General features: G+C 65.0%; 9 protein-coding genes. 2 read left to right on the top strand and 7 right to left on the bottom strand.

What is annotated here, in order from left to right:
- Window positions 1–18 precede the first annotated feature (18 nt).
- The 4 genes from WBK23_RS16520 to WBK23_RS16505 form a co-directional block, all read right to left on the bottom strand.
- On the bottom strand, window positions 19–363 hold the full coding sequence (locus WBK23_RS16520; protein ID WP_424485014.1) for a YciI family protein: 345 nt from the start codon (window positions 361–363) through the stop codon (window positions 19–21).
- 112 nt (window positions 364–475) lie between these two features.
- Window positions 476–1,711, bottom strand: a complete 1,236-nt coding sequence (locus WBK23_RS16515; RefSeq protein WP_424485013.1) for an RNA polymerase sigma factor — start codon at window positions 1,709–1,711, stop codon at window positions 476–478.
- Between the two features lie 87 nt (window positions 1,712–1,798).
- Entirely contained in the window at window positions 1,799–2,560 is a 762-nt protein-coding gene (locus tag WBK23_RS16510) for an ABC transporter permease (protein WP_424485012.1), read from the bottom strand.
- A complete protein-coding gene (locus tag WBK23_RS16505; protein ID WP_424485011.1) occupies window positions 2,557–3,486 on the bottom strand; it encodes an ABC transporter ATP-binding protein in 930 nt (309 codons plus the stop codon). Before WBK23_RS16505 ends, WBK23_RS16510 begins: the two co-directional genes overlap by 4 nt.
- 158 nt (window positions 3,487–3,644) lie before the next feature.
- Between WBK23_RS16505 and WBK23_RS16500 the strand changes: the two genes are divergently transcribed.
- Window positions 3,645–3,944, top strand: a complete 300-nt coding sequence (locus WBK23_RS16500) for an I78 family peptidase inhibitor (RefSeq protein ID WP_424485010.1) — start codon at window positions 3,645–3,647, stop codon at window positions 3,942–3,944.
- On the opposite strand, the gene WBK23_RS16495 is transcribed toward WBK23_RS16500, so the two are convergent.
- Both WBK23_RS16495 and WBK23_RS16490 read right to left on the bottom strand, forming a co-directional pair.
- Window positions 3,941–8,347: a response regulator gene (locus WBK23_RS16495; RefSeq protein ID WP_424485009.1), complete on the bottom strand. Its 4,407-nt coding sequence runs from the start codon at window positions 8,345–8,347 to the stop codon at window positions 3,941–3,943. The genes WBK23_RS16500 and WBK23_RS16495 overlap by 4 nt on opposite strands.
- A 58-nt stretch (window positions 8,348–8,405) precedes the next feature.
- The gene (locus WBK23_RS16490) at window positions 8,406–9,563 is read right to left on the bottom strand and encodes a response regulator (protein ID WP_424485008.1); all 1,158 of its coding nucleotides are present in this window, start codon (window positions 9,561–9,563) and stop codon (window positions 8,406–8,408) included.
- Window positions 9,564–9,796: 233 nt separating this feature from the next.
- Between WBK23_RS16490 and WBK23_RS16485 the strand changes: the two genes are divergently transcribed.
- On the top strand, window positions 9,797–11,335 hold the full coding sequence (locus tag WBK23_RS16485) for a sigma-54-dependent transcriptional regulator (RefSeq protein ID WP_424485007.1): 1,539 nt from the start codon (window positions 9,797–9,799) through the stop codon (window positions 11,333–11,335).
- A gap of 9 nt (window positions 11,336–11,344) precedes the next feature.
- On the opposite strand, the gene WBK23_RS16480 is transcribed toward WBK23_RS16485, so the two are convergent.
- Window positions 11,345–12,112 (bottom strand): crotonase/enoyl-CoA hydratase family protein, encoded by a 768-nt coding sequence (locus WBK23_RS16480; protein WP_424485006.1) that lies wholly within the window; start codon window positions 12,110–12,112, stop codon window positions 11,345–11,347.
- Window positions 12,113–12,119: the final 7 nt, after the last annotated feature.

The raw sequence follows: 12,119 nt of genomic DNA, 5'->3' as shown, positions 1-12,119 counted from the left end.
CCGTATCGGCACAGCCTGCTAGACCTGCAGCTCACGCACCGGGCGCACCTCCACGCAACCGACCCGCGCCGCCGGAATATGCCCGGCCAGCTGGATCGCTTCGTTGAGGTCGCGGGCCTCGACCAGATAGAACCCCGCCAACTGTTCCTTGGTCTCGGCAAACGGCCCGTCGGTGATCGACAATTTGCCACCGCGCATACGCACCGTGGTGGCGGTCTGCACCGACTGCAGGGCTTGGGCGGCAAGCATGCGGCCGCTTTCGGCCACCGACTCGGCGTAGGCGAAGCATTCCTCGTCATGCGGGCTGTCGGGCGAGTTGTGCAGCTCATGCTCGTTGCTGTAGACCAGGCACAGGTATTTCATGGCGTTCTCCGGTGTTGTTGCGCGGTTACTCACTAATCGAATGGCGCGGCGCTAAATCGACAGCGCCACGCAGAATATTTTCAGCCCAGACCAACGCTCGCCAAGCGGCGGCTCAGCCGGTCGGCAACTCATCCAGACGCCGCTGCAGAAACTGCCGATCCGCGCCTTGCTGGGCCAGCGCCAGCGCCCGCTGGTAGGCATCGCGCGCGGGGGCCACGCGGCCCAGGCGACGATTGAGGTCGGCGCGGGCGGCATGGGCCAGGTGGTAATCGGCCAAGTCGCCGCTGGCCAGCAGCGTGTCGATCAATACCAGACCAGCCTCGGGGCCGTCATGCATGGCCACTGCCACGGCGCGGTTGAGCGCGATTACCGGCGACGGATACAGGCGCAGCAAGGCATCGTAGAGCCCGACTATCTGCGCCCAGTCGGTCTGCTCGGCGCTGGCGGCATCGGCATGCACGGCGGCGATGGCGGCTTGCAGGGTGTAGGCACCGAAACGCCGCGAATGCAGCGCCTGCAACACCAAGGCCTCGCCCTCGGCGATCAGTTCACGGTTCCACTGGCTGCGGTCCTGCTGCTCCAGCAGCACCACTTCGCCGCTGGCCGAGCTACGCGCACTGCGCCGTGATTCGTGCAGCAGCATCAAGGCCAGCAAGCCCTGCACTTCCGGCTCGGGCAGCAGTTCCAGCAGTAGACGCGCCAGGCGAATGGCCTCATCGGACAGGTGTGCGCGGGTCAGCGAGTCGCCGGAGCTGGCGAAATAGCCTTCGTTGAATACCAGGTAGATCACCCGCAGCACGGCATCCAAACGCTCCGGCAGCTCGCTGCGCCCGGGTACTTCATAAGGGATACGTGCGTCACGAATCTTCGCCTTGGCGCGCACGATGCGCTGGGCCAGGGTGGCGGGTGTGGTGAGAAAGGCGCGGGCGATTTCCTCGGTACCAAGGTCGCAGACTTCGCGCAGGGTCAGGGCTACCTGGGCATCGCTGGCCAGCGCCGGGTGGCAGCAGGTGAAGATCAACCGCAGGCGGTCGTCTTCGAGCAGCTCGCCCTCGTCCACCGGTGCGTCATCGGCCAGGTCGAAGTGCTCATCCAGCGGCTGGAAACGCCGCTGCCGACGCAGGTTGTCGATGGCCTTGAAGCGCCCCGCCGACACCAACCAGGCGCGCGGATTGGCCGGCACGCCGCTCTGCGGCCATTGCTCCATGGCCGCGCGAAAGGCTTCGTGCAGCGCCTCCTCGGCCAGGTCGAAGTCGCCCAGCAAGCGAATCAGGGTGGCCAGCACGCGGCGCGATTCATCGCGGTAGAGCTGCGCCAGCAGGGCCTGCAAGGCGGCAGAATGGTCCATGGCATTGCACTCCATAACGGCAGTGGTTGCGCGATACTCCCCTGCCGCGCAACCAGAACCGTTTCACCCTACCGCATTAGGCGCGCGTCAGCTTTTCAGCCGATAGCCGGTTTTAAAGATCCAGCCCACGGCCAGGATGCACAGCAGCAGAAAGCCGAGAATCATCGCCAGGCTGAGGCCGACGTTGACGTCGGAGACGCCGTAGAAGCTCCAGCGAAACGCGCTGATCAGGTACACCACCGGGTTGAACAGCGTCACCGTCTGCCAGGCCGGTGGCAGCATGCTGATCGAGTAGAACGCGCCGCCGAGAAAGGTCAGCGGCGTGACGATCAGCGCCGGCACCACCTGCAGCTTCTCCCAGCCATCGGCCCATACGCCGATGATAAAACCGAACAGGCTGAAGGTCAGCGCGGTCAGTATCAGGAAGGCGACCATCCACAACGGATGCTGAATCTCGAAATCGACGAACAGCCGCGCGGTAACCAGGATGATCATGCCGAGGATCACCGACTTGGTGGCCGCCGCGCCGACATAACCGATGAGGATTTCCAGGTAGGACACCGGTGCCGACAGCAGCTCGTAGATGCTCCCCGAATACTTGGGCATGTAGATGCCGAACGAGGCATTGGAAATGCTCTCGGTGAGCAGCGCCAGCATGATCAGCCCCGGCACGATAAACGCGCCGTAACTGACGCCCTGCACCTGGGTCATGCTCGAACCGATGGCCGAACCGAACACCACGAAATACAACGAGGTGCTGATCACCGGGGTGGCGATGCTCTGCAGCAAGGTGCGCCAGGTGCGCGCCAGCTCGAACAGGTAGATGGCCTTGATGGCATACAGGTTCATGCGCGTGCCCCTTTTACCAATTCGACGAATATTTCTTCCAAGGAACTCTGGCTGGACTGCAAATCCTTGAAGTCGAGGCCGTGCTGGGCCAGGTCCTTGAGCAGTTCGGCGATGCCGGTGTGCTCGCTCTGGGTGTCGAAGGTAAACACCAGGGCATGGCCTTCGTCGACCAGCTCCAGGGGGTAGCGCGCCAGCTCCGCGGGGATGCTGGCCAACGGCTGTTGCAGCTGCAGGCTCAGCTGTTTCTTGCCGAGCTTGTGCATCAGCACCTGTTTGTCCTCCACTAGGACGATTCGGCCCTTGCTGATCACCCCGATGCGGTCGGCCATTTCCTCGGCCTCCTCGATGTAGTGGGTGGTGAGGATGATGGTCACGCCGCGCGCGCGCAGGCCGCGCACCATGTTCCACATGTCACGGCGCAGCTCGACGTCGACGCCGGCGGTGGGCTCATCGAGAAACAGAATCTGCGGTTCATGGGAGAGCGCCTTGGCGATCATCACCCGGCGCTTCATCCCGCCGGACAGCTCGAAAATCTTCGCATCGCGCTTGTCCCACAGCGACAGGTCCTTGAGCAGTTGCTCCAGATAGGCCGGGTTGGGCTTCTTGCCAAACAGCCCGCGGCTGAATTTCACCGTCGCCCAGACGGTCTCGAACACATCGCTGACCAGCTCCTGCGGCACCAGACCGATCTGCGAGCGGGAGGCGCGGTAGTCCTGGATGATGTCCTTGCCGCCCACCAGCACCCGCCCAGCGCCGGGATTGACGATGCCGCAGATAATGCTGATCAGGGTGGTCTTGCCCGCGCCATTGGGGCCGAGCAGCGCAAATATCTCGCCCTGGCGAATATCCAGAGTGATGTCCTGCAGCGCCGGGTGGCCGCTGGCGTAGGTCTTGCTCAGTTGCTGAATCGAGATCACCGGTTGCACGGGACCGCCTTATCCTGAGGAAAAAACCGATTGTAGGTAAATTGTCGCGACTTGCGAGAGCCGCTTACCAACTGCCGGTGACCACAGCGGCAACAATTGAGCAGGCAGCGCTGCGGCTGCTAGGCTGGCCGCAGCTATCTGCAGACAAGGAATAGACCATGGATCTTCGTCACCCCCTCGCCAGCCTTACCCTGCTCGCCCTGCTGGCCGGCTGCAGTTCGTCGCAACCGGCGCAGCCCGCCGCGGAAATCACCGGTGAGTGCAATGTCGACAACCTGCAAGACATGCTCGGCCAGAATGCCAGCGCCGAGCTGATCGAACAGCTGCAGCAACAGGCCAATGCCAAGACCCTGCGCGTGCTCGCCCCAGGCGATGCCGCCACCATGGACTACAACCCGCAGCGCCTGAATATCGATATCGATGAAAGCGAAGTGATCATCCGCCTGACCTGCGGCTAGGGCATGTCCTGCAGCAATGCCAGAGCCTGGTCGAAATCGAAGCACTCGACCTGCTGGGCCACCTTGCGCAGGCGTTCGGCCAACTTCGGCTCGAGCGCCTGATCCTGCAACTCACGCAGGGCACCCAGCACCGCGGTGTCACTATCGACCAGCAACTGCCGGAGTTGCCCCAGGCGTACCTGGTGGTCGGCCTCGGACTGCAGCGAGCCCCCCGGCGCAGCGGGCGGCTCCTGCTCGACCAGCTCCGCCAAACCATCCAGCACGGGTTGCAGGCAGCGCTCGACCTCCGCCAGCAGGGCGTTCTGCTCCTCATCCGCTGCGCCGGCCAGACAGGCCTGCTCCAGCGCCGTGGCCGCCTGCGCAAGCGCCTGGGCACCGATATTGCCCGCGGTGCCACGCAAGGTGTGGGCCTGGCGCGTCGCGGCCGTGGCATCGCTGTCGGCGCGGGCTGCCAGGAACTCGCTGCGGAAATCTCCCTGGCTGGAGCGGAACTTGAGCAGCAGGCGCAGATAGAGCTCGGCCTTGCCCATGCAAGTGGCCAGGCCGGCAGCCAGATCGATGCCCGGCAGGCTGGCGGGCAGCCCCGCAAGCGCAACCGACGCGGGGGATGAGTCCTCGGCCGCAGGAGCGGCGCGCCCGGGCCTGGGGTGAATCCACTTGGCCAGGGTGACGAACATACCCTCGACGTTCAGCGGCTTGGAGATATGGTCATTCATGCCACAGGCCAGCGCCTTCTCACGGTCACCGGCCATGGCATTGGCGGTCATGGCGATCACCGGCAGCTCGGCCCAGCGGGGCTGCTCGCGAATCCTGCGGGTGGCGGTATAGCCGTCCATTACCGGCATCTGGCAATCCATCAGCACGCCGTCGAAATCGCCATCCTCGGCCAGCCGATCGAGCGCCTCCTGGCCATGCACGGCCAGGCACAACTCGACGCCGGCACTCCCCAGCAGCTCGCTGGCCAGCTCCCGGTTCAGCTCGTTGTCCTCCACCAGCAGCAGGCGCGCACCCTGCAGCCGGGCCATGGCATTGGAGCTCTGTTCGCAACGCTCGCTGGCCCGGGTTTCGGCCTGCGGGGTCTTGCCCAGCACAGTGGCGATGGCCTCGAGCAGGGTCGACGGGGTTACCGGCTTGGTCAGCACCAGCGGCAGCTGGATACCATGTTTGCCGGCCTCCTCCTGGGCCTCCTCGCGACCGAACGCGGTGACCATGATCACCGACGGCGTGTGCGCCAGGTTGACGCTATGCATCTGCCGCACCGTCTCCACGCCGTCCATGCCCGGCATGCGCCAGTCCATCAGCACCAGGTTGTAGGGCAGCGCCTTGCGCTCGGCCTCCACCAGCATGCTCAGCGCTGTGCGGCCGCTGTCCGCGACGTCGACCTCGACGCCGAAACTGCTGGCCATGCCGGAGAGGATCTCGCGGGCGCTGGCGTTGTCGTCCACCACCAGCACGCGCACCCCCAGCAGTTCGTCGACGGTGAACATGCGCCGCGGCTGCACCTCGCGCTGCAGGCCCAGGCTCACGCTGAAATGGAAGGTGGAGCCCACACCGGGCGCGCTGTCCACCCAGATGCGCCCGCCCATCAGCTCCACCAAACGCTTGGAAATGGACAGGCCAAGGCCAGTACCGCCGTACTTGCGGGTGGTCGAGCTATCGGCCTGGCTGAAGGACTGGAACATCCGCTGGCACTGCACCTCGGTCATGCCGATGCCGGTATCGCGCACCCAGAAATGCAGCTCGACCTGTACCTCGTCACCGTTCAGGCGTTCCACGCCGAGCACTATTTCGCCCTGTTCGGTGAACTTGGCGGCGTTGTTGCCGAGATTGATCAGCACCTGGCCGAGGCGCAACGGATCACCGATCAGCGCGGTGGGCAGGTCAGCAGCGGGGCTGTAGAGCAGCTCCAGGCCTTTGTCCTCGGCCTTCAGGCCGACCATGCTGGTGAAGCCCTCGAGCACGTCCTCCAGGCGGAAGGGAATCCGCTCGATATCCATCTTGCCGGCTTCGATCTTGGAGAAGTCGAGGATGTCGTTGATGATCCCCAGCAAGTTCTCCGCCGAGCGATGCACCTTCTCGATGTAGTTGCGCTGCTTGTTGTCCAGCTCAGTGCGCAGCGCCAGGTAGCTCATGCCGATGATGGCGTTCATCGGCGTGCGAATCTCGTGGCTCATATTGGCCAGGAAATCACTCTTGGCGCGTGTCGCCTCCTCGGCCACCGCCCGCGCCTCAATCAGCTCGGTGACGTCGATGTTGACCCCGGTTGCGCGCAACGGCACCCCCTCGGGCGTGCGCGAAAAGCGCGTCAGGGCACGGAAGGTGCGCACCACCCCGTCGCTCTGGCGCACGATGCGAAAATCCATGTCCAGGCGATCGGCAGCACTGTTGACGGCATTCTCGAAGGTGCTACTGGCCGCCTCCACATCATCGGGATGCAGCATGGCCTTCCAGTGCTCCAGCGTGCCGCCGAAGCCGCCCGACTCGAGGCCGAACATCTTTTCCAGTTGTGGCGTCCAGTAGTCGCGGCCGCTGACCAGGTCGACGTCGAACAGGCCGATATCGCCGGCCTCCTGCGCCAAACTCAACCTATCGCTGGCCGTGCGCAGCTTGGCCTCCATGCCCCTGCGCTCACTGACGTCGCGTACCGAGGCACACACGCAGGTGCCTCGGCCCTCCAGGGTCGGCAGGTGCGACAGGCCGATCTCGACCGAGAACAGGCTGCCATCCTTGCGCACGCCTTGCAGGTCCTCCTGGCCGCCCCCCATCTGCCTCGTGGTGCCATGGGCGATAAAGCCATTGCGCAACTCGACGTGATGGCCCCGGTGCGCCTGCGGCACCAGGCTCTCGATGGCGTTGCCGATCAACTCGCCGGCGGCGTAGCCGAACAGGCTGTCCAGTTGTGGGTTGCTCATCAGGATGCGCGCCTCGTCATCTATCACCAGCATGCCGTCCGGTGCCGCCTCGATAATCCCGCGGTACCAGGCCTCGGTGGCGCGCAGGGCAGATTGCTGGGCCTCCAGCTCCCCGGCCTGTTGCTCCAGTTGCTGTGCCTGAGCCTCCATCTCGTCGGCCTGGCGACGGGTCTCCGCCAGCAGGGCCTGGATCGCCTGGTTGCGCGCCAGGATGGCCATGGCCGCGGCCAGCCGGGGCAACGCCTCCTGAAACAGCAGGGATTCACGCTCCGTCAACGGCTGCAACCCGGCCAGTTCGAGCACACCCAGCAGACGCTCGCCGCGCTGCACCGGCTGCAGCAACAGGTAATTGGCCGGGGACTCGCCCAGTTGCGAACGCAAGCGCCAGAACTGCTCCGGCAACCCCTGCAGCTGGCGGGCCTGGCGATCAACCGCACACTGCCCGAGCAGGCCCGCGCCGACCGCCACCTCGGCCTCCGGCGGTTGCCCGGGGTCGATGGCGTAGCCGCCCATCAAATGCAGACAGGTATCCCCCTCGTGCAGGCTGTAGAGCAGCCCCTGACAGATACCGAGCAGGTTTGCCATGTGCTGCAGGAACACCTGCGCCAGCTCCTCGGGCGTCTCCGTCAACTGCAGCTCGACCTGCAGCTGGTCGACCTGCGCCTTGATCCAGCGCTGCCGTTCCAGCTGCTGGGACTCGGCCTGCAACTGAGCGATGGCGCGGGCCAGGTCGCCGGTCTCGTTGCGCAGCTCGGTATGCGGTATCGGCTGGTCCAGCTGGCCCGCGGCTAACTGATCGACGGCGAAACGCACCCGGTTGAGCGGGTTGCGGATCGACTGACTGACCAGCCAGGACAGCAGCAGCGCCAGCGCCAGCCCGCCGAGCAGCAGGATGTAGGTGAGCATGGTGCTGTATTCGGCGAATGCGGCGATCTGCGTGGTGGTATCGCGAATGGAGGTTTCCTTGACCTCGGCAATGGCATTGAGCAAGGCGTCGGCCTGCTGGTCCATTCGCTGGAAATCGGCGCTGTCGAGCAACTGCGTGGCCTGACCGAGGCGGCCCTGGCCGGCCAGTTGCAAGGCGGCCTCGCCATCGCGCTGCAGCCGCTCCAGCAACAGTTCGAACTCAGCGAGGCGCGCCTGGTTTTCCTGGAGCAGGAGGGTCGGCCTGATCTGGACCAGCGCCAATTGCAGGCGATTTTGAGCGTCGCGCAGTTGTTGCAGGGCTTCGCTGCGGATCGCCGCACTGCTGGTGCCGACGGCACGCTGCAGCGCCTGCCCCAAATGCGGCAGTTGCACCCGCGCCTCATGCAAGTGGGCGATGCCGATCAACTCCTCGCGGTAGAGCTTCTGCATGTCGCGCTTCAGCGACTCCTGGGTGCGCAGGCTCTGCACCCCGAGCAGCAGTACCAGCAGCGACAACGCGGCGAACCCCAGGGTCAACTTGTGGCGCAGCGAAAGACGCTCAAGCAAGGCGAGCAATCGGCTCATGACAGATCCCCAATAAGCACAACATTAAAAAGCCACGAGAGCGATCCGGGTATGCCGCTCAGGATTTCTGCTCGCGGCGTTCAAGCGCCGTGCGCTGCTTGGCCATGTCCTGATCGGTGTCGGTAAAGCGTTCGGCGATGGCCCGGAACTGCTCGACGCAGGTCAGGAAAGCGTCGCAAACATCCGGGTCGAAATGTGATCCGCGCCCCTGGCGGATGATCTCGACAGCCTGTTCGTGGGGCATTCCGTCCTTGTACACACGCCGACTGATCAGCGCGTCGTAGACATCCGCCACCGCCATCAGCCGGGCACTGATGGGAATGTCGTCGGCCGAAAGCCCCTCGGGGTAGCCACTGCCGTCCCACTTTTCCTGGTGGCTGTAGGCGATCTCCTTGGCGAAGTGCAGGAAGTCCACGCTGATGCCCAGTTGATCCTCGGCATGCTGAATAGCGTCACGCCCCAGGGTGGTATGGGTCTTCATGATCTCGAACTCTTCTTCGGTGAAACGCCCCGGTTTGAGCAGGATGTGATCGGGAATGCCAATCTTGCCGATGTCGTGCAGCGGGGCCGACTTGAACAGCAGGCGGATCGTCTCGTCGCTGAGGAAATGGCGGAAGCGATGATGGTCGCGCAGGTGCTCGGCCAGCACCTTCACGTAGTGCTGGGTGCGGCGGATATGGTTGCCGGTCTCGTTGTCGCGGGTTTCCGCCAGCGAGGCCATGGCCTGGATGGTGACGTCCTGGATGGCCGCCACCTCGCGGGTGCGACGCGCAACTTCCTGTTCGAGAAAGTCGTTCTGATCGCGCAGGAAGTCCGCCGCAGCCTTGAGCTTGAGCTGGGTCTCGACCCTGGCCAGGACCACAGGCGGGCTGATCGGTTTGGTGATGTAGTCGGCAGCACCCAGCTCCAGGCCATGGATTTCATCCTCCGTCGCCGCCATCGCGGTGAGGAAGATAATCGGGATATCGCGGGTGCGCGGGTCCTGCTTGAGCTGCTCCGCCACCTGATAACCGGACAGCCCGGGCATCATGATGTCGAGCAGGATCAGGTCCGGCAGCGGGTCACCCTGCAGAACCCGCAAGGCCTTCTCGCCGCTATTGGCGGCCTTGACCCGGTAGCTGTCCTTGAGCAGATCGGTCATCAGCATCAGGTTGTCAGGGGTATCGTCGACCACCAGAACAGTGGGCGATTGGTAATGCTCGGGTACGGCATTCATGGCGAGCGGCTCCCTTGCCAGGCGGTTGCAATCCCGGAGCGAAACTCGCTTATGCCGCCCCGCTGCAGAAAAGCTTAGCCTCGAATCCGCGAGCCGCCACGCCACCTAGCCTAGGGTAAACAGACCGTGCCACGGCGGGGGCCCTGACCTGCGGCCAAGCCGCGCTCGGTTAACTAAGCCGCCCAGACCGGGCATACTGGCGCACCTGTAATCGCCCACAGCAGCCCGTCCCCATGCGTATTCACGTCAGCTTTATCGACCGCGTTGGCATCACCCAGGAAGTGCTGGCCCTGCTCGGCGGGCGCAATCTCAACCTGGATGCGGTGGAGATGGTGCCGCCGAACGTCTATATCGACGCGCCAACCCTGAGCCCCGAGGTGCTCGACGAGCTGCGCGAGGCGCTGTTCAAGGTGCGCGGGGTGCAGGCGGTGACCGTCGTCGACATCCTCCCCGGCCAGCGCCGTCATCTGCAACTCGATGCCCTGCTCGCCGCCATGACCGATCCGGTATTGGCGGTCGACAGCCAAGGCCGCGTGTTGCTGGCCAACCCGGCGCTGATCGAACTCTGTGGCCAACAGCCTGATGGCCTGGGCATTGGTGAGCTGTTCGCCGACAACGATCTGCACCATGCGCTGCTCGACCAGGGTTTCCGCCTGCCGATGCGTGAGGTCACGCTCAAGGGCCAGACCCTGCTGCTGGATGCGCAGCCGATCACCGAAGGCGTCGACGGCGGCGCGCGGCAGCTGGCCGGCGGCCTGCTCAGCCTGTATGCGCCGAGCCGCATCGGCGAACGCCTGGCGGCACTGCACCATGATCACGCCGAGGGCTTTGATTCGCTGCTCGGTGACTCCGCGCCAATTCGCAGCCTGAAAACCCGCGCCCAGCGCGTCGCCACCCTGGATGCGCCGCTGCTGATCCAGGGTGAAACCGGTACCGGCAAAGAGCTGGTGGCGCGCGCCTGTCATGCCATCAGCACGCGGCGTACCGCGCCGTTTCTGGCGTTGAACTGTGCGGCATTGCCGGAGAACCTCGCCGAAAGCGAGTTGTTCGGCTACGCCCCGGGCGCGTTTACCGGGGCCCAGCGCGGCGGTAAGCCGGGCCTGCTGGAGCTGGCCAACCAGGGCACGGTATTTCTCGATGAGATCGGCGAGATGTCGCCGTACCTGCAGGCCAAGCTGCTGCGCTTTCTCAGCGACGGCAGCTTTCGCCGAGTCGGCGGGCAGAGCGAGGTCAAGGTCAATGTGCGCATCCTTAGCGCCACCCACCGCGACCTGGAGAAGATGGTCAACGAAGGCGCGTTCCGCGAGGACCTGTTCTATCGCCTCAACGTGCTCAACCTGGAAGTGCCGCCCCTGCGCGAGCGCGGCCAGGACATTCTGCTGCTGGCGCGGCACTTTATGCAGCAGGCCTGCGCGCAGATCCAGCGCCTGCCCTGCCGCCTGACGCCGGACACCTACCCGGCGCTGCTGGGCAACCGCTGGCCGGGCAATGTGCGTCAGTTGCAGAACGTGATCTTCCGCGCTGCCGCCATCTGCGAAAGCAATCTGGTGCAGATTGACGACCTGGATATCGCCGGCACCGCGGTGGCCGCACAGCAGCCCGAGGGCGATATCAGCAGCCTAGAGGCGGCGGTGTCACGCTTCGAAAAAGCCCTGCTGGAAAAGCTCTACCCCAGCCATCCCTCCACCCGGCAGCTGGCCGCACGCCTGCACACCTCGCACAGCGCGATTGCCATGCGCCTGCGCAAATACGGGATTCCGGGCAAGCCGTAAACGCGCCGATCAGAAGCTGCCGTGACGCCCCGTGCCAGCCTTGAAGCGCTGTGCGCCGGCCTGGGTTTCACCGCTGGCAATCACCGCCATACCGCCGGCAAACTCGTTGCCCAGCGCCTGCACAAAAGGCAGATCCCACTGCGCATAGGCGCTGGCGCGGTCGGCCAGCATGCAGCGTTGCGGAAAGCCGGCAATCTCCAGCGCCAGTTGCTGAGCAGCAGCCAACGCGCTACCGGCGGCGACCACCCGGTTGACCAGACCCATGCTTAGCGCTTCCTCGGCCAATACCGGGCGGCCGGTGAGAATCAGATCCAGCGCGCGGCCCTGGCCGATAATCCGCGGCAGGCGCACGGTGCCGCCGTCGATCAGTGGCACGCCAAAGCGCCGGCAGAACACCCCAAGCACGGCGTTATCCGCCATCACCCGCAGGTCGGCCAGCAGCGCCAGCTCCAGGCCGCCGGCTACCGCATGGCCTTCGATGGCAGCAATCAGCGGCTTGCTCAGCTGCATGCGGCTTGGCCCCATCGGCCCGTCGCCTTCAACCTCCAGTCGGTTGATGCGCTCAGCCCCTTCGGCCACCGCGCCCAAATCAGCGCCGGCGCAGAAGGTGCCGCCGGCACCCGCCAACACCGCCACCCGCGCCTGTTCATCCGCTTCAAAAGCCCGTAATGCCGCCGCCAGCGCCTCGGCAGTCGGCCGATCGACGGCGTTGCGCACCTCGGTGCGGTTGATGATCAGGGTGGTGACCGGGCCGTTCTTTTCGATGATGACGCGCATAACCTGC

This window comes from Pseudomonas sp. (assembly GCF_049653025.1).
In the GTDB taxonomy this organism is placed as follows: domain Bacteria; phylum Pseudomonadota; class Gammaproteobacteria; order Pseudomonadales; family Pseudomonadaceae; genus Aquipseudomonas.
This window is presented reverse-complemented; position numbering and strand designations above follow the sequence as displayed.

Coding starts and splice junctions, on each gene's coding strand:
- WBK23_RS16490 (WP_424485008.1), bottom strand. CDS start 9,563: ATGAATGCCGTACCCGAGCATTACCAATCGCCCACTGTTCTGGTGGTC.
- WBK23_RS16515 (WP_424485013.1), bottom strand. CDS start 1,711: ATGGACCATTCTGCCGCCTTGCAGGCCCTGCTGGCGCAGCTCTACCGC.
- WBK23_RS16480 (WP_424485006.1), bottom strand. CDS start 12,112: ATGCGCGTCATCATCGAAAAGAACGGCCCGGTCACCACCCTGATCATC.
- WBK23_RS16520 (WP_424485014.1), bottom strand. CDS start 363: ATGAAATACCTGTGCCTGGTCTACAGCAACGAGCATGAGCTGCACAAC.
- WBK23_RS16495 (WP_424485009.1), bottom strand. CDS start 8,347: ATGAGCCGATTGCTCGCCTTGCTTGAGCGTCTTTCGCTGCGCCACAAG.
- WBK23_RS16510 (WP_424485012.1), bottom strand. CDS start 2,560: ATGAACCTGTATGCCATCAAGGCCATCTACCTGTTCGAGCTGGCGCGC.
- WBK23_RS16485 (WP_424485007.1), top strand. CDS start 9,797: ATGCGTATTCACGTCAGCTTTATCGACCGCGTTGGCATCACCCAGGAA.
- WBK23_RS16500 (WP_424485010.1), top strand. CDS start 3,645: ATGGATCTTCGTCACCCCCTCGCCAGCCTTACCCTGCTCGCCCTGCTG.